Source organism: Bradyrhizobium sp. HKCCYLS3070, assembly GCF_051167575.1.
Classification (GTDB): Bacteria; Pseudomonadota; Alphaproteobacteria; order Rhizobiales; family Xanthobacteraceae; genus Bradyrhizobium.
The window spans coordinates 1-21,490 of sequence record NZ_JBNPTI010000017.1 but is presented as its reverse complement, the minus strand read 5'-3'; the positions used below and the strand labels follow the sequence as shown (position 1 = coordinate 21,490).

The following is a 21,490-nucleotide window of genomic DNA, read 5'->3' as shown; positions in this document are numbered from 1 at the left end:
CTGGCAGGTCCGCCTACCAGCCGCCGTGGCGAGCCGCGAGCAGGATGATCACTGCGATCGCGAGCAGCGCAGTCGTCGCCTTCCAGAACAGCAGCGGATTGCGCTCGATCAGGGGCGTCCGGCCGCCGCCGATATAGGCGGGATTGGGGTGCCGAAGGTCGAAGACGAATTCCGAGAGGCTCTCGTAACGTTTGGCGGCGACGGGATGGACGGCGCGCCGGAGTGCGCCATCGATCCAGAGCGGGACGGTTTGGTCATCGCCGGAGGCCGGGTGATAAAGCACCTTGCGAAACTGCGCCCGGGTTCGTGCACGTGCCATCTGCGCGCCGTAGGGCAGCCGGCCCGTCAGCATCTGGTAGGCGATCACGCCGAGCGAGAACTGGTCGGACCATTCGGAGCCGCCCTCGCCGAGAAAATATTCCGGCGCCGTATACTGCTGGGTGCCGAGGATGCTGTCGTGGTCGGCAGCCGGATCGGCCTCGACCACGCCGCTGACCCGCACCGATCCGAAATCGATGATCTTCACCGTCCCGGTCCGGTCGATCATGATGTTTGCAGGCCGCAGATCCTGGTGCAGCACTTCCTTGCGATGCAGCGCCTGCAGCCCCCTGGCGATCTGCTCGATGATGTCTCTGACGGTATCGAGATCGGCTTTGGGATGGTCGATCATCCATTGCGCCAGGGTCTGGCCTTCGACGAATTCGGTGACGACGTAGAGATGATCGCGGCGACGCGTCGATGGGAAGGCCTTCAGCACGTGCGGGTTGTCGATCCGCCGCGCAATCCAGTCTTCCATCAGGAACCGTTTGAGATAGGCCGGGTCGCCGCGCAGGTCGATCGAAGGCACCTTGAGGGCGACGGCGAGCTCCGTCTCGACGTCGACGGCCAGATAGATGTGGCTGCGGCTGCTGGCGTGGATCTCGCGCACGATCCGGTAGCCCTCGAAGATCATCCGCGCGTCCAGCAGCGGCGCCGGCGGCAGCTGCTCGGCCTGGACCGGAATCTCGGCGGCATCGCCGGCACCGAGTTCGTCGATCCGCACGATCTGGATCGTGAGATTGTCCGCGCTGCCCTGCGCCAGCGCCTCAGCGACGATGATACGGGCCGCCTGGTCGAGGTCGTGGGAATTCTCTTTCAACACGTTGGCGACAAAACGCTTGCCTACGTGTTCGTGAACGCCGTCGGTCGCGAGCACGAAGATGTCGCCGCGCTCGATCCGAATGGCCTGATAGTCGATTTCGACCTCGGGATTGACCCCGAGCGCACGCCCCAGATAGCTCTGCTGCGACGAGATGATGACGCGATGATCGTCGGTGAGCTGTTCGAGCGAATGGCCTGCGGGGCGATAGATGCGACAATCGCCGATATGGAAGAGATGCGCCGTGGCCGCCTTGATCACCATCGCGCTGAGCGTGCAGACGTAACCCTTGTCGCGGTCATAGGCGTATTGGCTGGCTCTGGTCTGGGCGTAGAGCCAGGAGTTGGCCGCGGCGATCACGCGTCGCGCCGAGGTCTTCACCGACCAGGCATCCGGCGTACAGTAATAGTCGGTCAGGAAGCTCTTGACCGCCGACTCGCTCGCAATGTGGCTGACCTCGCTGCTGCTGATCCCGTCCGCGATGGCGATCGCGATGCCCTTCAGGCTGAGCGCCGGCTCATCGGGAATCAGTGCGCCGTGGAAGTCCTGGTTGCCCGGCTTCTGCCCTTTGTCGGAATGCGCTCCGATGGTGATCCGCAATGGCATTTGGGCTATCGAGCGATTTGAGGAGAGCCCGACCTTAACTGAAGCCGGGCTCTCCAAGGGAGACGGAAATCAAGCCGCGACGCGGGCTGCGATCTTGGCATCACGCTTCGGCTGCGTCCTGACATGGGTGGCGTACAGCGTCAGGCCGGTGAACGAGAGACCGCCGACGAGATTGCCGAGCACGGTCGGGATCTCGTTCCAAATCAGGTAGTCCATGATCGAGAACTTCGCATGGAGCATCAGCCCCGACGGAAACAGGAACATGTTCACCACCGAATGCTCGAACACCATGTAGAAGAACACCAGGATCGGCATCCACATCGCCAGCACCTTGCCCGGGACCGTCGTCGAGATCATCGCGCCGACCACGCCGGTGGAGACCATCCAGTTGCACAGCATGCCGCGGATGAACAGCGTCGCCATGCCGGCCGCGCCATGCGCCGCGTAGCCGAGCGTCCTGCCTTCACCGATATTGCCGATGACAGCGCCGACCTTGTCCGGCTCCTGCGTGAAGCCGAACGTGGTCACGAATGCCATCATGAAGGCAACGGTCAGTGCTCCGGCGAAATTGCCGATGAAGACGAGGCCCCAGTTGCGCAGCACGCCCCCGAGGGTCACGCCGGGACGCTTGTCGATCAGCGCCAGCGGCGACAGCACGAACACGCCGGTCAGCAGATCGAAGCCCAGCAAATAGAGCATGCAGAAGCCGACCGGAAACAACAGCGCGCCGATGATCGGCTGGCCTGTGTTCACATTGATGGTGACGGCAAACCAGGCCGCGAGCGCCAGGATCGCGCCAGCCATGTAGGCGCGGATGACGGTGTCCCGGGTCGACATGAAGATCTTGGACTCACCTGCGTCCACCATCTTGGTCACGAATTCTGAAGGCGCGAGGTACGACATTCAAACGTCCTTTGTTTGCTCTCGGGAATAGATTGCGCGCTGCCTTGCGAGAGGTTCTGGCTCTCGCGGGACATCGCCACGGGCAGGCGGATCGGATGTCGAATGCGGGGAAGGGCGTCACGACGACCGCGCCGAGGTGACCCCGGTCGCGAGCGCGCGTCCGTCCCGGAGATCAGGCGCCATCGGCCTCGACAGTCCGGCGAACCGCAGTCATCGTTGACTTGTAGGCGTCGAAGCAATGCCTGTGCCAATTTTGACGCCAATCAAAAGATCATCGATTTCAATCGATTACGTTTGGACGTCCGGGCCGCGGCTGCTTGAAAGGGCTGATTTGCTGCCCTGGTGCTCATGGAACAATCGCGCCATGCCCGCTTTGTGTGCGGCGCACACAAAGTGGGCGAATCGCAAATTTTGGATGCGGCCTTCTGCCTCTGATGGATTTGCTGTGTGCAGTTAAACGATTGAATTTACTTGTAAATTCAAAATTGATGCGTTGGCACGAAGCTTGAAAGAGCATTCGCGACGCCATCGATGCCGTCCGCGCAATCCTCATCCGAATCGTGACGCTGCCCCTTCCGAGGCCACCTCGGAACACGCGCCTTCGTGCGTGGCGCAGCGACCCGCAACGGACGGCCTTTTCACCCATCGAGCGCTCTTCAGACAAAGGACGACAGCACTCATGACGAAGACTGCCAATCCTGCTCGCCGCAACGGCTTCAGCCGTCGTCAGCTTCTCAAGGCGGGCGCCGGCACGGCTGCGCTGCTAGCAGCCGCGAAGCTGAACTTGCCGGGCGGAGCGTTCGCCCAGGGGGCGGGGCCGGAAGTCGCCAGCGCCAAGCTCGGCTTCATCGCGCTCAGCGATGCCGGTCCGCTGTTCGTGGCCAAGGACAAGGGCATCTTCGCCAAATACGGCATGCCCGACGTCGACGTACAGAAGCAGGCCTCGTGGGGCACCACGCGCGACAATCTCGTGCTCGGCTCTGAAGGCAACGGCATCGACGGCGCGCACATCCTGACCCCGATGCCGTACCTGATCTCCTCGGGCAAGGTGACGCAGAACAACCAGCCGACGCCGATGTACATTCTGGCGCGGCTCAATCTCGATGCGCAGTGCATCTCGGTCGGCAAGGAATATGCGGACCTCAAGCTCGGCCTCGATACCGCGCCGTTCAAAGCCGCGCTGGAGAAGAAGAAGGCCTCCGGCAAGTCCGTGAAGGCCGCGATGACCTTCCCGGGCGGCACCCACGATCTCTGGATCCGCTACTGGCTCGCCGCCGGCGGCATCGATCCCGACAAGGACATCGAGACCATCGTGGTGCCGCCGCCGCAGATGGTGGCCAACATGAAGGTCGGCACCATGGACTGCTTCTGCGTCGGCGAGCCGTGGAATGCGCAGCTCGTCAACCAGGGTATCGGCTACACCGCCGTCACGACGGGCGAGATCTGGAACAAGCATCCCGAAAAATCCTTCGCGATGCGCGCCGCCTTTGTCGACAAATATCCGAAGGCCGCGAAAGCGTTGACGATGGCGGTGATGGAAGCGCAGCAGTGGGCCGACAAGATGGAGAACAAGCAGGAGCTTGCGACCATCATGGCCAAGCGGCAGTGGATGAATTGCCCGGTCGAGGACGTCGCCGGACGCACGGCCGGCAAGTTCGACTACGGTACCGGCAAGGTCGTCGAGAACTCGCCGCACATCATGAAGTATTGGCGCGACTTCGCGTCCTATCCATTCCAGAGCCACGATCTCTGGTTCATCACCGAGGACATCCGGTGGGGCAAGTATGAGGCTGGCTTCGACGCCAAGTCGCTGATCGCCAAGGTCAACCGCGAGGACATCTGGCGCGAGGCCGCCAAGGAGATGAACGTCGCAGCCGCCGAGATTCCGACCTCCAAGTCGCGCGGCAAGGAGACCTTCTTCGACGGCAAGGTGTTCGATCCGGAAGATCCCGCCGCCTACCTGAAGTCGCTGTCGATCAAGCGCGTCGACGCCTGATCAGGACCTCCCGCTGCGCGCGCAAGGCGCGCGGCCTCTCTCATTGCACGGAGAAAGATTTCCGATGTCCATGCCAGCGTTGACCAACGATAGCGCTCCCCAGGTCGTGCCGACCGCGGCGGCGTCCACCTCGGCGTCCATCGTGACCATGACGCCCAAGCAGGCGCCGAAAGCCGAACGCTATGGAAAGATGGCCCGCGAGGCCGCGGTGCGCGTGGTGCCGCCGTTGATCGTGCTGGCGCTGTTCCTGCTGATTTGGGAGCTGGTCTGCCGCCGGGCCGGCTCGGCGCTGCCGCCGCCCTCCCGGGTGTTCAGCGATACCCGCGAGCTGATCTTCGATCCGTTCTTCGATCATGGCGGCATCGACAAGGGACTGTTCTGGCATCTCGAGGCCAGCCTGCGCCGCGTCGCCTTCGGCTACGCGATTGCTGCCGTCGTCGGCGTCGGTGTCGGCACGCTGATCGGCCAGTCGGTGTGGGCCATGCGCGGCCTCGATCCGATCTTCCAGGTGCTGCGCACGATCCCGCCGCTCGCCTGGCTGCCGCTGTCGCTGGCGGCGTTCCGCGACGGCCAGCCGTCGGCGATCTTCGTCATCTTCATCACCTCGGTATGGCCGATCATCATCAACACCGCGGTCGGCATCCGCAACATTCCGCAGGACTATCGCAACGTCGCCGCGGTGGTGCAGCTCAACCCGCTGGAGTTCTTCGCCAAGATCATGATTCCGGCGGCCGCGCCCTACATCTTCACCGGCCTGCGCATCGGCATCGGCCTGTCGTGGCTCGCGATCGTCGCGGCCGAGATGCTGATTGGCGGCGTCGGCATCGGCTTCTTCATCTGGGACGCGTGGAATTCCTCGCATATCAGCGAGATCATCCTGGCGCTGTTCTATGTCGGCATCATCGGCTTCGTGCTCGACCGCCTGATTGCGGTCGTCGGCAAGATCGTCACCCGCGGCACCGCGACGAATTGAGAGGTAGAGATCATGGCCTATCTGAAGCTCGACCACGTCGACAAGACCTTCACCCGCGGCACCGCCACCGCCGAAGTGCTGAAGGACATCAACCTCTCGATCAACAAGGGCGAATACGTCTCGATCATCGGCCATTCCGGCTGCGGCAAGTCGACGATGCTCAACATCGTGGCGGGGCTCACCACGGCTACGACCGGCGGCGTGCTGCTGGAGGAGCGCGAAGTCAATTCGCCGGGGCCCGACCGCGCCGTGGTGTTCCAGAACCACAGCCTGCTGCCCTGGCTGACGGTCTATGAGAACGTGCGGCTCGGCGTCGACAAGGTGTTCGCCAAGACCAAGACCCGCGCCGAGCGCGACGCCTGGACCATGCACAATCTCAATCTCGTGCAGATGGCCCATGCCAAGGACAAGCGGCCCAACGAGGTCTCCGGCGGCATGAAGCAGCGCGTCGGCATTGCCCGCGCGCTCGCCATGGAGCCGAAAGTGCTGCTGCTCGACGAGCCGTTCGGCGCGCTCGACGCGCTGACGCGGGCGCATCTGCAGGACTCGGTGATGGCGCTGCACCAGAAGCTCGGCAACACCATCCTGATGATCACGCACGATGTCGACGAGGCGGTGCTGCTGTCCGACCGCATCGTGATGATGACCAACGGCCCGAGCGCGCATATCGGCGAGGTGCTCGAGGTCGCCCTGCCGCGGCCGCGCAAGCGGCTCGAGCTGGCGACCAACGCCACCTACGTCAAGTGTCGCCAGCGCGTGCTGGAGTTCCTGTATGAGCGGCATCGCTACGTCGAGGCGGCGTGACGATTGGAAAGCGGAGAGCGCATCGAACCGCTCTCCGCGTCGGGCGACTAACGGGTTCTCGTTTCCATCATAAGGATTTCCCATGACGCCGTCTCAGATCGCATTGGTTCAGGATAGCTTTGCCAGGGTCGCGCCGATCTCCGATCAGGCCGCGACCATCTTCTACGATCGGCTGTTCGAGGTCGCGCCGCAGGTGCGCGCGATGTTTCCCGACGATCTCACCGAGCAGCGCAAGAAGCTGATGGCGACCTTGGCGGTCGTCGTCAATGGATTGACGAATCTGCCCGCGATCCTGCCGGCGGCAAGCGCGCTCGCCAAGCGCCACGTCGATTACGGCGCCAAGCCGGAGCACTATCCGGTGGTCGGCGCCGCGCTGCTGTGGACCCTCGAGAAGGGACTTGGCGGCGGCTGGACGCCCGATGTCGCCGATGCCTGGACCGCGGCCTACGGCACGCTGTCCGGCTACATGATCGCGGAAGCCCATGGCAAGGCGCAGGCGGCGGAGTAGGCGCTTTGAGTGAACCGCTCGTCATCGTCGGCAACGGCATGGCTGCCGCAAAGCTGGTCGAGGAATTGTCGCAGACTGCGCTCGGCCGCTACGCGATCGCCGTCATCGGCGAGGAGCCGCGGCTCGCCTACAACCGCGTGCTGCTGTCGTCGGTGCTGGCCGGCGAGGCCGCGTCCCACGAGATCGAGCTCAAGCCGGCGGCCTGGTGGCGCGAGCGCGGGGTAACGTTGAAATACGGTGCGCGCGTCACCGCCATCGATGTCGGCCGTCGCGAACTGCGGATCGAGAACGACGAGAACGTGGCGTTCTCGCGCCTGGTCCTCGCCACCGGCTCGCTGCCGCTGCGGCTGCCGGTGCCGGGCGCCGATCTGCCGGGTGTGCACACATTCCGCGACAGCCGGGACACGGATGTGCTTCTGGCGCTGGCGGCGAAGAAGGGGCGCGTGGTGGTCGTCGGCGGCGGGCTGCTCGGGCTGGAAGCGGCCTATGGCCTGGCGCGTGCCGGCGCCAGGGTGACGCTGTTGCATCTGATGGACCGGCTGATGGAGCGGCAGCTCGATGCGCCGGCCGCCGCGTTGCTCAAGGCGCTGGTGGCGCGCAAGGGCATCGAGGTTCTGCTCAATGCCAGCACCGCGGCCATCCATGGCGATGGTCGCGTGGAAGGAGTCGAGCTGGCCGATGGGCGGCGCCTCGCCACCGACGCCGTGGTCTTCGCGGCCGGCATCCGGCCGAATGTGACACTGGCGAAGGAGGCGGGGCTCGCGGTCAACCGCGGCATCGTCGTCGACGACGCGATGCAGACCTCGGCGCCCGGGATTTTCGCGCTCGGCGAATGCGCCGAGCACCGCGGCACCTGTTATGGGTTGGTCGAACCTGCTTATGAGCAGGCGCGGGTGCTGGCGCGGCATCTCGCCGGCCGCCAGGCGGCCTATGGCGGCAGTGTCGTCTCGACCAATCTGAAGGTGTCGGGTGTGTCGGTGTTCTCGGCCGGCGACTTCATGGGCGCCGAGGGTAGCGAGGCGATCGTGCTCAACGACGCCAGGCGCGGCATCTACAAGAAGCTCGTCATCGCCGAGGGACGCCTCACCGGCGCCGTGCTGATCGGTGAGACTCAGGACGCGTTGTGGTATCGCGACCTGATCCGGAGCCGCGAACCGGTCGCAGCGATCCGGACAGCGATGATGTTCGGCCGCGCGGGGGCGCGGCCGCAGGCAGCGTGAGAAGGGGCCACGCACGACGATGACGACGCTCGATCCGAAGCTGCCGATGGTGCGCACCGCCTGTCCCTATTGTGGCGTCGGTTGCGGCGTGCTCGCCACGCCCGACGGTCGCGGCGGCGCGGCGATCTCCGGGGATCCTTCGCATCCGGCCAATCTCGGCCGGCTCTGCTCCAAGGGCTCGGCGCTCGGCGAGACGCTCGGGCTGGAGAGCCGCCTGCTGTACCCGATGATCCGCTGCAAGGGCGGCATGCAGCGGGTGGCCTGGAGCGATGCGCTCGATCACGTCGCGACCCGGCTGAAGCACATCGTCGCCCGCGACGGCGAAGACGCTGTGGCGTTCTATCTTTCCGGCCAGATGCTGACCGAGGACTACTACGTCGCCAACAAGCTGATGAAGGGCTTTCTCGGCTCGGCCAATGTCGACACCAATTCGCGGCTGTGCATGGCCTCGTCGGTCGCCGGCCACCGCCGTGCCTTCGGCGCCGACACCGTGCCCGGCACCTATGAGGATCTCGATCAGGCCGATCTGCTGGTCTTCGTCGGCAGCAACGCCGCCTGGTGCCACCCGGTGCTGTACCAGCGCATGCTGGCCAACAAGCAGGCGCGCGGCGCCAGGTTCGTGGTCATCGATCCGCGTCGCACCGACACGTCGAGCGAAGCCGATCTGTTCCTGGGATTGAAGCCCGGCGCGGATGCGGCGCTGTTCGCCGGCCTGCTGGTGCATCTCGCCGACAGCGGTGCGCTCGATCACGACTACATCAACGCTCACACCGGCGGCTTCGACGAGACCCTGGCCCGCGCCCGGAGCCTCGCCGGCAGCGCCGCGGCGACCGCGCTCGCCACCGGCCTGTCCGAGGTCGACGTCGCCGCCTTCTTCAAGCTGTTCCGCGATACTCCCAAGGTCGTCACCCTCTATTCGCAGGGCGTCAACCAGTCGGCGCAGGGCACCGACAAGGTCAACGCGATCCTCAACTGCCATCTTGCGACCGCGCGCATCGGCAAGCCGGGCATGGGGCCGTTCTCGCTGACCGGCCAACCCAATGCGATGGGCGGCCGCGAGGTCGGCGGGCTCGCCAACCAGCTCGCGGCCCACATGGGCTTCACGCCGCCGGACATCGACCGCGTCCGCCGCTTCTGGAAGGCCAAGGACATCGCCACCCATGAGGGTCTCAAGGCGGTGCAGATGTTCGAGGCGATCGCGCGCGGCGAGATCAAGGCGCTGTGGGTGATCGGCACCAACCCCGCGGTGTCGCTGCCGGACGCCGATCTGGTCCGCGCCGCGCTCAAGAAGCTCGAGCTGCTCGTCGTGTCCGAGAACGTCCGCTCCAACGACACCGTCGATGCTGGCGTCCACGTGCTGCTGCCGGCGCAGGCCTGGGGCGAGAAATCGGGCACGGTCACCAACTCCGAGCGCCGCATCTCGCGCCAGCGCGCCTTCCTTGCGCCGGCCGGCGAGGCCATGCCGGACTGGTGGATCCTGAGCGAGGTCGGCAAACGGCTCGGCCACGCGGGCGCCTTCAATTACAACTCTGCGGCGGACGTGTTCCGCGAGCACGCGGCGTTGTCGGCGTTCGAGAACGACGGCACGCGCGACTTCGACATCGGCGCGCTGGCGACGCTCACCGACGACGAATACGACGCGATGGCGCCGGTGCAATGGCCGGCGCGCGCGGGCAGGCCGCCCGAGCCGCGCTTTTTCGCCGAAGGCGCCTTCTTCACCAACGATCGCAAAGCGCGCTTCGTCGCGCCGGAGGTGCCGGCGCTGCGCGGCGAGACCACCGCCGCCCGCCCGCTGCGCCTGAACACCGGTCGCATCCGCGACCAGTGGCACACGATGACGCGCACCGGCTTGAGCCCGCGGCTATCAGCGCATCTGCCGGAGCCGTTCGTCGAGGTGCACCCGGATGACGCGCTGCGCTATGGCCTGATGCATGACGGTTTCGCCAAGGTCACGACCGAGCACGGCCAGTGCATCCTCAAGGTCGTCGTCAGCGAGCGCCAGCAGCGCGGCATGCTGTTCGCGCCGATCCATTGGAGCGCCACCAACTCATCGCATGGCCGCGTCGGCGCGCTGGTCGCCTCCTACACCGATCCGTTCTCCGGCCAGCCCGAGGCCAAGGCGACCCCGGCTGCGATCAGTTCTTATGAGTACGTATTCCGCGGCTTCATCCTGTCGCGCAACGAGCTCACGCTGCCGTCCAACCTGTGGTGGGCGCGCGCGACGGTGCAGGGCGGCTTCGGCTATCTGGTCGCCGACAACGGCGATCTGTCGCGCTGGCCGGCCTGGTTCAAGGCGCGCGCCACCGACGATGTCACGGACTACATGGATGTCGGCGGCGGCGTCTATCGCGCCGCGTCGTTCGCCGACGATCGCATCGAAACCTGTTTGTTCGTCGGCCCCGGCCATGATGCTGGCGACTGGAACGTCGTGAAGACGATGTTCGCCGCCGACCGCCTCGACGACGACCAGCGTCGCACGCTGCTGTCCGGCCGCGCGCCCGACGGCGTCGGCGGCGGCCCGATCGTCTGCGCCTGCTTCGGCGTCGGCCGCGACACCATCTGCGATGCGATCACGGCAGGTGCGCGCACGCCCGCCGCCATCGGCGCGCAGCTCAAGGCCGGCACCAATTGCGGCTCGTGCATTCCGGAGATGAAGCGGCTGATCGCGCAGACGGCCACGGACGCCCCGCCCATCGCGGCGGCGAGCTAGCCGAGAACACTGTCATTCCGGGGCGAGGCCAACGGCCTCGAACCCGGAATCTCGACATGGTGGAAATGAAACAGCGCAAGACAAGCTCGGGATTCCGGGTTCGACGCTGACGCGTCGCCCCGGAATGACGTGGGTGTGGAGGCGTGTCAGATGCCTTGAGCAGGGAGGGCACCCAATCGACGCCGCGTGCCTCATTCTCTATGCTCGCCCGCATGAAGCACAAGACATTCGGAACCGGCGGCGGCGGCGTCTCCGTCATCGGGCAGGGCACCTGGTATCTCGACCACGCCGATCGCAGCCGCGCCATCGCCACCCTGCGGCGCGGCCTGGATCTCGGCATGAGCCACATCGACACCGCCGAGATGTATGGCGATGCCGAGCTCGTCATCGCCGAGGCCATCGCCGGCCGACGCGACGAGGTGTTCCTGGTGTCGAAGGTGCTGCCGAGCAACGCCTCGCGCAAGGGCACCGTCACCGCCTGCGAGCGCTCGCTGAAGCGGCTGAAGACCGACCGGCTCGACTGCTATCTCCTGCACTGGCCGGGCTCCTATCCACTCGCGGAGACGGTGGCGGCGTTCGAGGAGCTCAAGGCGGCCGGCAAGATCGCGTCCTGGGGCGTCAGCAATTTCGACGTCGACGATCTCGACGAATTGCTGGAGGTCGCAGGTGAGGGCAAGATCGCCTGCAACCAGGTGCTCTATCATCTGCAGGAGCGCGCCATCGAGCATGCCGTCATCCCGTGGTGCGGCCAGCATGGTGTTGCCGTGGTCGCCTACTCGCCGTTCGGCCATGACGACTTTCCGGAACGCCGCGGCGCCGGCGGCGAGGTGCTGCAGCGGATCGCGGAGCAGCATGGTGCAACGCCGCGCCAGGTCGCGCTGGCCTTCCTGACGCGGGCGTCGTCGCTGTTCGCGATCCCCAAGGCGTCGCGGCCCGGGCATGCCGAGCAGAATGCGGCGGCCGGCGACATCGAGCTCACCGCGGCCGAGATCGCCGCAATCGATCGCGCCTTTCCGCGCGGGCCGAAGCCGCGTGGGCTGCCCATGCTGTAATGCAGCATCACGGAAAATTACGGATGTTTGCTACCCCGGCGCGTAGCAACGCATAAGTGCTGCCCGCTTCGATGGGTTGTCGCGGCGTCGCGATTGGCGTTTTGTCGCCACTCACCGAATCGTCCTGTCTCCAAACGTCCGAGTTCGACCGTGACCCCGCCACCGAGTGCGGCCGCCGCCGCGCGCCTCGACGATGTGCCGACATCCGTGCAGGAGAAGCCGCAGGCTCAGCGCAAGCGCGCGCCCGCGCGGGCCGACCGGCCGTTCCGCGGCATCGCGCTGATCCTGCTGTCGACCGTGTTCCTCGGCACCTCGGACGTCACCGCGAAATATCTCTCGAAGACGCTGCCCTCGATCGAGATCACCTGGATCCGCTTCGTGGTCTTCTCGCTGATCATGGTGCCGGCGATGATCCCGGGCTCGCCGCTGTTCGCGATGCGCACCGAGCAGCTCAAGTTCCAGCTGCTGCGCGGCGTTGCGCTGCTCGGCTCGTCGCTGATGTTCATCACCGGTTTACGCTATCTGCCGATCGCCGAGGCCTCCGCGACCGGCTTCGTCGCGCCGCTGTTCGTCACCGCGCTGTCGATCATCTTCCTCAGTGAGAAGGTCGGCCTGCGCCGCTGGGTCGCAACCGCGGTCGGGCTGTGCGGCGTGCTGATCATCCTCCGCCCCGGCACCGGCGCGTTCCATCTTGCCGCGCTGTTCCCGATCGTCTCGGCGTTCGCCTGGGCCTGCACGCTGATCATGACGCGGATGATGAGCGGCCGCGAGCACGCCATCACCATCATGACCTATTCCTCGATTGCCGGCGTCTGCGTGCTCACGGCAATCGTGCCGTTCGTGTGGACCACGCCGTCCTGGCAGGACATCGGCTTCGGCGTGCTGGTCGGCGTCGCCTCGACCATGGGGCAGTGGATCGTCGTGCTGGCATTCCGCTATGCCGACGCCTCGGTGCTGGCGCCGTTCTCCTACACCCAGCTCCTGTGGGTCAGCATCCTCGGCTTCCTGGTGTTCGGCGAGGTGCCGGACGTCTGGACCATCGTCGGCGCCGCCTTCATCGTCTCCAGCGGCCTCTACACCGCCCATCGCGAGCGCGTCCGCCGCTCGCAACTGCTCCAGGTCGCCGGCGAGAGCTCGCCGAATCCGTGAGCCATCGGTCGCACGCCCCCGGGCCATTACGGGGGAGCGACTTTTTGGGTGGATGCGTTGCGTGTCCGCTACACCCACGATCAAACGTGTAACGCACTGATTTCAAACAAGAAACAGGAGCGCCGTCGATCTCGGCGGGCGCCGTGCGCCTGCTAGGTCTTGGATTGCATCACGGGTGCAGAGCAAGATCGGGGGATTGCGTGCGGAGGCGGGTCGAAACGGCGGTGTGTCGGACGGCGCGGGCCGTGTGGGGCGCGCTGGGGCTCATGCTCGGGCTCTGTGGGCTCGGGCTGACGACGTCGGCGCTGGCCCAGACCGACTACACCTGGGGCGGCACCGGCTCGTCCACCGCGACCTCCGACTACAATCTCTCGACCAACTGGGAGAGCCCGCCGGCCGGCGCGCCGCCGGCATCGAGCGGCCAGGAGGCGCTGTTCGGCGCCACCGGCGCATCGACCATCACGGTCACCGCGCCGATCAATCCGGATTCCTGGATCTTCCTCAGCAACGCCCAGTCCTATTCGATTGGCGGCGCCGACGTGAATTTCGGCGTCGCCGGCTCCGGCTGGGGCTTCATCAACAACGCCAATTCCGGCCAGACGATCATGATCGGCAACAATCTCGGCGAGACCGTTGCCGGCGTGCGCGCCGAGCTGCTCGGCAACAGCACCACGATTCTGCTCGGCACCAACTCCTATTCGGGCGGCACCTTCATCGGCAGCGTCGCGACGCTGCAACTCGGCGACGCCACCCACACCGCCCGCATCATCGGCGACGTGTCGAATTTCGGCATCTTCAACATCGTCAGGGCCGACACCTCCGGCATCACCTCGCTCACCAATGACGGCGGCACCACCAACTTCCTCGGCGCGAGCTCCGCCGGTGCGATGACGATCGTGAACCAGTCGATCGCCACGACCGCGTTCGGCGTCGCCGGCGGCACCGACACGGCCACGGCGGGGAACGCCGTGATCACCAACCATCAGGGCCGCACGCTGTTCAACGCCAACACCAGCGCCGGCAATGCGACGATCACGAACGATACGTTCAGCATGCTGGCGTTCGTCAATGCCGCCACGGCCGCCAATGCGGTCATCACCAATGGCGGCAATTCGTACGTGATGTTCGGGATCGGCTTCGGCAGCGACACCCCGTCGGCCGGCAATGCCACCATCATCAACAACATGAACGGCCAGGTCCAGTTCAACGCCCATTCCACCGCGGCGAACGCGACCGTCACCACCAATGACGGCGGATCGACGCTGTTCTTCGATCACGCCAGCGCCGGCTCCGCCACGATCATCACCAATGATGGCGGCCGCACCCGCTTCCTCGACAATACGACCGGCGGCACCGCCCAGTTCGTCACCAATGGCACCGGCGTGGTCGATTTCTCCGGTAGCGTGGGTGTCAATGGCGACGGCCGCATCACCGCCGGCTCGCTGGCGGGTTCCGGCAACTACTACATCGGCGCCTTCAACACGCTGGTGGTCGGCGGCAACAATCTCTCCACCGAGGTCTCCGGCGTGATCGGCGACACCGATCCTTGCGGGTGCGGCACCATCGGCCCAGGCTCGCTGACCAAGGTCGGCAGCGGCAAGCTGATATTGTCCGGCATCAACACCTACACCGGCACGACCACGGTCGATGGCGGCATCCTCGCCGTCAACGGCGCCATCGCCGGCAGCAGCGTCACCGTGAATGCCGGCGGCACGTTCGGCGGCAACGGCATCGTCGGCAGCACGCTGGTCAATGGCGGCGCGCTCGCGCCGGGCAATTCGATCGGGCTGCTCACGGTGCAGGGCAGCCTCACCTTCACGGCGGCCGCGAGCTACATGGTCGAGGTGTCGCCGGCCAATGCCGACCGGGTCAACGTGACGGGCACCGCGACGCTCGGCGGCGCGACCGTGCAGGCGGCGTTCGCCCCTGGCAGCTATGTCAACAAGCAGTACACGATCGTCAACGCCGCCGGCGGCATCAGCGGCACCTTCAACACGCTGATCAACACCAACCTGCCGGCCAACTTCTCTTCGAGCCTGAGCTACGACGCCGACAACGTCTATCTGAACCTGACGCTCGGCACGGCCGGGACCAACACCAACCAGCAGAACGTCACGGACACCACGACCGGCTATTTCAACCGCACCGGCGGCATCCCGCTCGCTTTCGGCGCGTTGACCCCAGCCGGTCTGACACAGGCGTCCGGCGAGATCGCCACCGCCTCGCAGCAGGCGATGTTCGACTCGATGAATATCTTCCTTGGCCTGATGACCGATCCCTTTGTCGCCGGGCGCAGCGCGAACGCATCTGGTCCGGCTGCAGCGTTCGCCGACGCAGGACAGGGCGCCGCGCCGCGCGATGCCTTCGCCCGCATGCCGGTGAAGGCCACACCGGCCCAGCGCTTCGATGAGCGCTGGAGCACCTGGGCGGCGCCGTTCGGTGGCGGTTCGTTCGCCGACGGCAATGCCGCGCTCGGCTCGAACAACGCCACCATCCGCGAGGTCGGCTTCGCCGCGGGCGCCGATTACATCGTGTCGCCGAACTGGCTGGCCGGCTTCGCGCTGTCGGGCGGCGGCACCAGCTTCGGCGTCAATGGCGGCGGCAGCGGCCGCTCCGACCTGTTCCAGGCCGGCGCCTTCGCCCGCTATCGCAGTGGTCCGGACTATCTCTCCGCGGCGCTCGCCTATGGCTGGCACGACGTGACCACCGACCGCACCGTGACCGTCGCCGGCGTCGACCAGCTCCGCGCCCGCTTCGATGCGTCGGCCTATTCGGCCCGCCTCGAGGGCGGCCGCCGCTATGCCACGCCGTGGGGCGGGATCACGCCCTATCTCGGCGGCCAGGCGACGGCTTACGTGCTGCCGTCCTATGCCGAGCAGGTGCTCTCCGGCGCGGGCACCTTCGCGCTGAGCTATGCCGGCAAGACCGTGACGGACGCGCGCACCGAGCTCGGCGCGCGCGTCGACCGGTCGTTTGCGCTCGCCGACGGCATGCTGTCGCTGCGCGGCCGCGCCGCCTGGGCGCACAATTTCAACCCCGATCGCACCATGACCGCGGGCTTCCAGGCGCTGCCGGGCACGAGCTTCGTCGTCAACGGCGCCGCGCAGTCGCGCGACCTCGCGCTCACCACGGCCTCGGCCGAAATCGCCTGGCGCAACGGCTGGTCGGCGGCCGCCACCTTCGAAGGCGAATTCTCGTCCATCAGCCGCTCCTACGCCGGCAAGGGCGTGGTGCGCTACAGTTGGTGATCGCGCGACGTCGTGTGGCTTGGAGCCGGCGTGCACCGATGCTAGGGGTGCGCTGAGCAACAAGAACAACAGGGAGCACGACGCCATGATCAACCTGACGCCCGAGACCGTCCTGCCCGACGACGGCACCAGCGGCACGCTGGTTGGCCGGGTCTGGCGCCCCGACGTGGACGGACCGGCCGTGGTCGCGGTGCGCGATGACGGTGTTTATGACGTCACCTCGGCTTTCCCCACCGTCAGCGCGCTGTGCGAGCAGGATGATCCGGCGACGGCGCTGCGCGGCATGGGCGGGCAGCGCATCGGCGACCTCGCCGCCATCCTCGCCAACACCCCGCCGGATCGCCGCGATCCGGCCAAGCCATGGCTGCTGGCACCGGTCGACCTGCAGGTCCTGAAGGCGGCCGGCGTCACCTTCGCGATCTCGATGCTGGAGCGCGTCATCGAGGAGCGGGCGCGCGGCAATCCGGCCTCGGCCGAGGCGATCCGGAAAGAGGTGGTGCGCCTGGTCGGCGACGATTTCTCCAAGCTGAAGCCCGGCTCCGACCAGGCGATGCACCTCAAGCAGGTGCTGATCGAGCAGAACGCCTGGAGCCAATATCTCGAGGTCGGCATCGGCCCCGATGCCGAGGTCTTCACCAAGGCGCCGACGCTGTCATCTGTCGGCACCGGCATGGATGCCGGGCTGCATCCGAAATCGACCTGGAACAATCCGGAGCCGGAGGTCGTGCTGGCGGTGTCGAGCCGCGGCCGGATCGTCGGCGCGATGCTCGGCAATGACGTCAACCTGCGCGACTTCGAGGGCCGCTCGGCGCTGCTGCTGTCGAAAGCCAAGGACAACAACGCCTCCTGCGCCATCGGCCCCTTGCTGCGCCTGTTCGACAAGACCTTCACGCTGGATGACGTCCGCAAGATGGACGTGGCGCTGAACGTGACCGGCAGCGACGGCTTCGTGCTCGACGGCCATTCCTCCATCAGCAAGATCAGCCGCGATCCGACCGACCTCGTCGCCCAGACCATCGGTGCCGTGCATCAATATCCCGACGGCTTCGCGCTGTTCCTCGGCACGATGTTCGCGCCCGTCAAGGATCGCGACGCACCGGGCCAGGGGTTCACCCACAAGCGCGACGACATCGTCACCATCTCGGCGCCCCAACTCGGCCGTCTCGTCAACCGCATGCGCAACAGCGACGAATGCGAGCCGTGGACCTTCGGCGTGGGTGCGCTGATGCGCAGCCTGGCGCGGCGGAAGCTGATCTGAGGCACGCAGCTTCCACACCCACGATGTCATTCCGGGGCGCGCGACAGCGCGAGCCCGGAATCCATACGCCGCAGCGCTCGTGAGGCAGACGGCCTGAGTTACGATCGCGCTCCATCACGCGGGCTCGTGGTTATGGCCTCCGGGCTCGCTCGCTTCGCGAGCGCCCCGGAGTGACGGAGAGACTGGGGGACTCCTGCGTCACCTCACACATGCCCCGAGGCCATCTGGCTGGCGGCGCGGCGCGGACGCTCCTGCAGCGATGAGGCGTCGCCCAGCGCGCGCTCGCGCACCAGCGAGAGTGCGTGGTCGCGTTCGGCGGCCGTGCTGCGCCGTGGCTCCGACCGGCGCAGGCCCAGATCGTCGTCGATCGGATCCTTCGGCACCAGCGACAGCGCCCGCTCGAACGGATCGAGCGACGCGTCACGCCCCCTGCCGCCGTCACGGCCCGGCTCAGGCTCGGGCGGACGTCGCGCCACGAGCGTCTTGATGCGCCCGATCAGGCCAGATGGCGCTTCCGGTGGCGCGGAATCGAACGGGTCGGCATAGAACGTCGCGCCGGCCTTCTCGACCATCCCGGCGAGCGCGGTCACCATGCGCGGCGAGCCGCAGGCATAGACGACGTCGGAGGCCGTCAGCGTCGGCATGTGCGGCTCGATCCGTCCGGTGCGGATCGAGGGATGATTGACCGGACCTTCCTCGACCGTCGGGATGATCGTGACGTTCGGCAGCCGCGCCAATTGCGCCAGGATCGGCGTCATGTAGAGCTGCGGCAGCTTCTTGGCGCCGGCAATGATCACCATCGGCCGGTTGCGGGACTCGCGCAGCGCCATCGCGGCGATCGCCCAGATCGGCGCGAAGCCGGTGCCGCTGCCGGCGAGGACGAGACGGCCGGTGCCGCCCGGGCGCAGGAACGCATGCCCATACGGCCCCTGGATGCGCAGCCGATGGCCGGGACGAATGCCGCTGCCGAGCGCGGTCGTGACGCGGCCGCCACGCACGCGCTTGATGTTGAGATGGATGACACGGCCGCCGATGCGGCCGTCGAACGACGCCGTCGGGCTGTAGGCGCGTGCCGGATAGCCGTTGAAGGTGAACTTGAAGTACTGCCCGGGCAGATAGCTGATGCTCTTCTCCGGAGCGATCATCAGCTCCATGATGTCGGGCGCGACCTCGCGCAGGCCGACCAGCCGCGCCTTGCTGGTGTCGATTTCCGGCACGTCCTCCAGCTCGACGTCGAGATCGGAGACGACGCGCGCCTGGCAGGCGTAGATCATGCCCTGCGTATGCGTCTCGCCGCACACCGTCTGGCCCCTGGAGACGTGAACCATGCAGGTGCCGCAGGTGCCGGCGCGACAGTCGAACGGAATCTCGACGCCGTTGGCGAGCGCGCCATCGAGCAGCACGTCACCCGCGCGGACGCGGAACTGGCGGCCCTTGACGGTGACGGTCCTGAAGTTCGACATGGTTCACTCCTCGATCGGATACGCTGTGACGATGGTGGGATGAGACCGCGGGGATTCACGCCTTGCCGGGCGACACGCGGATGAGATTCTTGTTGGCGGTGCTCTCGAACCGGCTCGACCAGTAGTTCGACGCCATCACCGGCCGCTTCAGCCAGCTCACCTTTGGCGAACGCAGCACCAGGAACCAGAAGAAGAACGGCGTCGTGATGAGATGCGAGACCAGCGGAAACCAGTCCGGCAGCAAGGATGCCGGGCCGGGCAGGCGATACCAGTAGTAGGTGCTGATCGCGGCGGCCGCGAAGATGCGATGCATCCGGGTGCGGGCGGCGGGCCTGTAGCGCAGGATATGCTCGCCGATCCTGAAGACGACGTAGCTGACGAGCGCGGCGCCCAGCGGCCACAGATAGGCGGTGATGATCGCGGCCTGGTCGACCTGCTGCGGCGGATAGTCCGGCACTTGATACCAGCCCCAGACGAAGCCGGGGAAGCTGCCGATCAGGAAGTTGCCGAGGAACTGCTGGACTTTGGTGGGCACGCCCGCCGTCGGCGTCAGCTCGGGCGTGGAGTCGGGACACGGATTGCTGCAGGCCTCGCAGATGTTGCAGCGGGCATTCTTGAAGGTCAGGGCAGGGTTGGTGCCGTAGAGCCGCTCGACGGGGTGGATCGGACACAGCGAGGTGCACCAGCCCGAGCGCATTTCGAACACAGAGCCCATCGCGAATGCCATGACCGCGGCCGACAGCAGCATGACCGCCGTCAGCGGACCGTCGACATTGAGTCCGATTCGTCGCATCGGCACGACGATGAACAGCAAGGTCACGCTGATCACCGCGAGCGTCGCCGCGCCCCATTCCGGCATCCGGATGTTCTGCGAGATGCCCATCTTGTTCGGCAGCAGATGGAACGTCGCCATCGGACAGATGTTGCGCCACAGGCCGGGCGAGATCGTCACCAGGGCGGGCGCGACGGGAATCAGCAGATTCCACATCAGCGCGATGCCGAGCGCAGGAAAAAACAGCAGCAGGTTCACCAGCAGAACGCCGACGACCAGCATCACCGTCTGCATCGTCAGCCAGAACCGGCGCTCAGCCCGTCCGGTGCTGCGGCTGCCGGGCTGTGCGGCCGGCTGATACCTGGCGGGGGCCACCTTCACCGCCACATGCGCGAGCGGCCGGGCATCTCGATGTTGCGAAGCGTAGTCGTGTCGGGGCGAACGTTGAGCGCTGTTGTTCTGCATTGCTTTCCAGGACGCGAGTTGGTCTTCACGATCGCGCCGACGTCACGTTCACAGGTGCGGAGTTGTTAGTCCCGCAATCCCTGTGACTTCGTGTCGCAGCGCATGCTGTGACGCAGAATCTGACGGCGAGATGTGGCGCTTTTTGACGGCCAATATGGACGTCCCTGGGCCATGCTGCGGTCGGCCTGCGGCCGTTTGATCTGGATCAAATCGAGGAACATCAAGGATTTGATCTGGATCGAGGTCTGTTTTCGATGATGTTTGATCTGGATCAATGACTGCCTTCGCCGTGACAGATCGCAGGCGCGATCAAGGCACGCGTGCGTGAGATGCGGCATGCAAAAGCTGCCCGTCGGGCAAATCGGGTCGTGCGTGGAGAATCCTGTCCAGCCCTGCGCCGAAAAATAAACCGCTTGCCGATTTCGTGAAATCAGCATTACAGTCCCGCCTGTTCCGTTGCGTCGGAGGGGACGTATCGCGGTCGTCATGGACGTCGGCAGCGGAATGCGATGGGCGTGTGTCGTTGCAGCGTGATCATTCGCGCGGACGAACGACGATGCACGCACGGTCAAGTCGCGCGGTCCTGGCACCCCGATGCTGGTGTCGCCGCGGCGGCGCGCGGAAAGTGCGTCGTTGCGCACGGTGGCCAACAAGCCGGCGCACCGGGGAGAACGCGAAGCAGCCGTCAAAACCATCGCGCAGGGAAGGCCGGGTGTCTTCGGCCAGACCTGTGGTACCTGCCGCCTGCATTTTTTTCCGCAGGCGGGCCACGGGCGCGGCCAGCGCCCGGCCTTCCCTGCGCCCTTCACGTCATAAGGGCGATGATATCAGCATCACCCGGACGCAACGCGCCGCGGGAGTAAGAACGCATGTGACCATCCAGGTCGGTCCTGGACTCATGATTGTGGCAAACCCGATGACACAACAAACGTCGTCATTCCGGGACGCGTCGCGCAGCGGCGCGGGCCCGGAATCCATACGCACGATCGTGGTTATGGATTCCGGGCTCGCCCTGCGGGCGCCCCGGAATGACTGCGCAGGGAGAGGGGCTCATGCGAGGTCTCTCATGGCCGAGCGCCAGAGATGGCCGAAAGTCTCGCTTGGCTCTCCGCTGTCGTCCCGGACAAGCGCGCGCAGCACGCGCAGATCCGGCAACTGTTATGTTGATGGAGTGATCGCATAAGGTTTTCGGTCGCGCATCATGGCATTCAGGATGGTTAGAAGC

Annotated in this window: 15 protein-coding genes; 10 read left to right on the top strand and 5 right to left on the bottom strand. The window is 66.2% G+C overall.

Features of this window, described 5'->3' with window-relative positions; translation table 11 throughout:
* Positions 1–13: 13 nt before the first annotated feature.
* Positions 14–1,744: a bifunctional protein-serine/threonine kinase/phosphatase gene (locus ACQR03_RS30680; protein ID WP_315754178.1), complete on the bottom strand. Its 1,731-nt coding sequence runs from the start codon at positions 1,742–1,744 to the stop codon at positions 14–16.
* A 69-nt stretch (positions 1,745–1,813) separates the two neighbouring features.
* Positions 1,814–2,647 carry a formate/nitrite transporter family protein gene (locus tag ACQR03_RS30675; protein ID WP_315754176.1) on the bottom strand — a complete coding sequence of 278 codons (834 nt, stop codon included), beginning with the start codon at positions 2,645–2,647 and terminating at the stop codon, positions 1,814–1,816.
* Positions 2,648–3,326: 679 nt separating this feature from the next.
* Between ACQR03_RS30675 and ACQR03_RS30670 the strand changes: the two genes are divergently transcribed.
* The 10 genes from ACQR03_RS30670 (at position 3,327) to ACQR03_RS30625 (ending at position 17,565) form a co-directional block, all read left to right on the top strand.
* A complete protein-coding gene (locus ACQR03_RS30670; RefSeq protein WP_315754174.1) occupies positions 3,327–4,643 on the top strand; it encodes a CmpA/NrtA family ABC transporter substrate-binding protein in 1,317 nt (438 codons plus the stop codon).
* A 64-nt stretch (positions 4,644–4,707) separates the two neighbouring features.
* Complete coding sequence (gene ntrB, locus ACQR03_RS30665) at positions 4,708–5,616, top strand: nitrate ABC transporter permease (protein WP_315715730.1); 909 nt, start codon at positions 4,708–4,710, stop codon at positions 5,614–5,616.
* A 9-nt stretch (positions 5,617–5,625) separates the two neighbouring features.
* Positions 5,626–6,420 (top strand): ABC transporter ATP-binding protein, encoded by a 795-nt coding sequence (locus tag ACQR03_RS30660; RefSeq protein WP_315754246.1) that lies wholly within the window; start codon positions 5,626–5,628, stop codon positions 6,418–6,420.
* An 82-nt stretch (positions 6,421–6,502) separates the two neighbouring features.
* Positions 6,503–6,928: a globin family protein gene (locus ACQR03_RS30655; RefSeq protein ID WP_315754172.1), complete on the top strand. Its 426-nt coding sequence runs from the start codon at positions 6,503–6,505 to the stop codon at positions 6,926–6,928.
* A gap of 5 nt (positions 6,929–6,933) precedes the next feature.
* Positions 6,934–8,148: an NAD(P)/FAD-dependent oxidoreductase gene (locus ACQR03_RS30650; protein WP_410051210.1), complete on the top strand. Its 1,215-nt coding sequence runs from the start codon at positions 6,934–6,936 to the stop codon at positions 8,146–8,148.
* Positions 8,149–8,167: 19 nt separating this feature from the next.
* Complete coding sequence (locus ACQR03_RS30645; protein WP_434842214.1) at positions 8,168–10,858, top strand: nitrate reductase; 2,691 nt, start codon at positions 8,168–8,170, stop codon at positions 10,856–10,858.
* A 212-nt stretch (positions 10,859–11,070) separates the two neighbouring features.
* A complete protein-coding gene (locus ACQR03_RS30640; protein WP_315754168.1) occupies positions 11,071–11,910 on the top strand; it encodes an aldo/keto reductase in 840 nt (279 codons plus the stop codon).
* Between the two features lie 195 nt (positions 11,911–12,105).
* Positions 12,106–13,059, top strand: coding sequence for a DMT family transporter (locus tag ACQR03_RS30635; RefSeq protein WP_316225576.1), 954 nt, complete (start codon positions 12,106–12,108; stop codon positions 13,057–13,059).
* A 266-nt stretch (positions 13,060–13,325) separates the two neighbouring features.
* Positions 13,326–16,307, top strand: a complete 2,982-nt coding sequence (locus ACQR03_RS30630; protein ID WP_434842213.1) for an autotransporter outer membrane beta-barrel domain-containing protein — start codon at positions 13,326–13,328, stop codon at positions 16,305–16,307.
* Positions 16,308–16,392: 85 nt separating this feature from the next.
* Positions 16,393–17,565, top strand: a complete 1,173-nt coding sequence (locus tag ACQR03_RS30625; protein WP_315715735.1) for a fumarylacetoacetate hydrolase family protein — start codon at positions 16,393–16,395, stop codon at positions 17,563–17,565.
* Positions 17,566–17,768: 203 nt separating this feature from the next.
* On the opposite strand, the gene ACQR03_RS30620 is transcribed toward ACQR03_RS30625, so the two are convergent.
* The 3 genes from ACQR03_RS30620 to ACQR03_RS30610 all read right to left on the bottom strand — a co-directional run bounded on the left by ACQR03_RS30620 (position 17,769) and on the right by ACQR03_RS30610 (position 20,918).
* Positions 17,769–19,028 carry a 2Fe-2S iron-sulfur cluster-binding protein gene (locus ACQR03_RS30620; protein ID WP_316191782.1) on the bottom strand — a complete coding sequence of 420 codons (1,260 nt, stop codon included), beginning with the start codon at positions 19,026–19,028 and terminating at the stop codon, positions 17,769–17,771.
* A 55-nt stretch (positions 19,029–19,083) separates the two neighbouring features.
* A complete protein-coding gene (locus ACQR03_RS30615; RefSeq protein WP_316191781.1) occupies positions 19,084–20,187 on the bottom strand; it encodes a ferredoxin in 1,104 nt (367 codons plus the stop codon).
* Between the two features lie 143 nt (positions 20,188–20,330).
* Positions 20,331–20,918: a hypothetical protein gene (locus ACQR03_RS30610; RefSeq protein WP_316191780.1), complete on the bottom strand. Its 588-nt coding sequence runs from the start codon at positions 20,916–20,918 to the stop codon at positions 20,331–20,333.
* Positions 20,919–21,490 lie beyond the last annotated feature (572 nt).

Bases quoted from the DNA above. Each gene is read 5' to 3' on its own strand.
- ACQR03_RS30680 (WP_315754178.1), bottom strand. From the start codon at position 1,744: ATGCCATTGCGGATCACCATCGGAGCGCATTCCGACAAAGGGCAGAAG.
- ACQR03_RS30625 (WP_315715735.1), top strand. From the start codon at position 16,393: ATGATCAACCTGACGCCCGAGACCGTCCTGCCCGACGACGGCACCAGC.
- ntrB (WP_315715730.1), top strand. From the start codon at position 4,708: ATGTCCATGCCAGCGTTGACCAACGATAGCGCTCCCCAGGTCGTGCCG.
- ACQR03_RS30655 (WP_315754172.1), top strand. From the start codon at position 6,503: ATGACGCCGTCTCAGATCGCATTGGTTCAGGATAGCTTTGCCAGGGTC.
- ACQR03_RS30640 (WP_315754168.1), top strand. From the start codon at position 11,071: ATGAAGCACAAGACATTCGGAACCGGCGGCGGCGGCGTCTCCGTCATC.
- ACQR03_RS30645 (WP_434842214.1), top strand. From the start codon at position 8,168: ATGACGACGCTCGATCCGAAGCTGCCGATGGTGCGCACCGCCTGTCCC.
- ACQR03_RS30630 (WP_434842213.1), top strand. From the start codon at position 13,326: ATGCTCGGGCTCTGTGGGCTCGGGCTGACGACGTCGGCGCTGGCCCAG.
- ACQR03_RS30620 (WP_316191782.1), bottom strand. From the start codon at position 19,028: ATGTCGAACTTCAGGACCGTCACCGTCAAGGGCCGCCAGTTCCGCGTC.
- ACQR03_RS30675 (WP_315754176.1), bottom strand. From the start codon at position 2,647: ATGTCGTACCTCGCGCCTTCAGAATTCGTGACCAAGATGGTGGACGCA.
- ACQR03_RS30670 (WP_315754174.1), top strand. From the start codon at position 3,327: ATGACGAAGACTGCCAATCCTGCTCGCCGCAACGGCTTCAGCCGTCGT.